Source organism: Alkalibacterium sp. m-11 (genome assembly GCF_054658155.1).
In genome coordinates this window covers 1-255 of sequence record NZ_BAAGIR010000507.1, presented here as the reverse complement: position 1 = coordinate 255, position 255 = coordinate 1, and the positions used below count along the sequence as shown (strand labels likewise).

The window sequence follows — 255 nt, the reverse complement described above, 5'->3', positions numbered from 1 at the left end:
TAATGACTGCAGCGTGACCAAACCAGCTATCAAAGAGAATCGTGTTTGCTTTTAAACGGTTTAAAGGTAGCGCATTAAGTAAATCAAACATGGTTTCTGTTGCTTTCTTTTGAGCTTCTTGACGGCGCTTATATCCAACGGTCCGTTTGTCTACTCGCTCATCTGCTTCACTTAAGCGATTGGCTTTCTTTTTGGAGCTGAGAAAAGATTTTGCCAACGGAATAAAGGTGAGACCATCACTCCAACCTAGAGTAA

The 255-nt window shown here is 41.6% G+C and carries 1 pseudogene; it reads right to left on the bottom strand.

Annotated features, from left to right (window positions below):
• Window positions 1–255 (bottom strand): annotated as a pseudogene (locus ACYQ2O_RS13360) (IS4 family transposase); the annotation flags it as partial.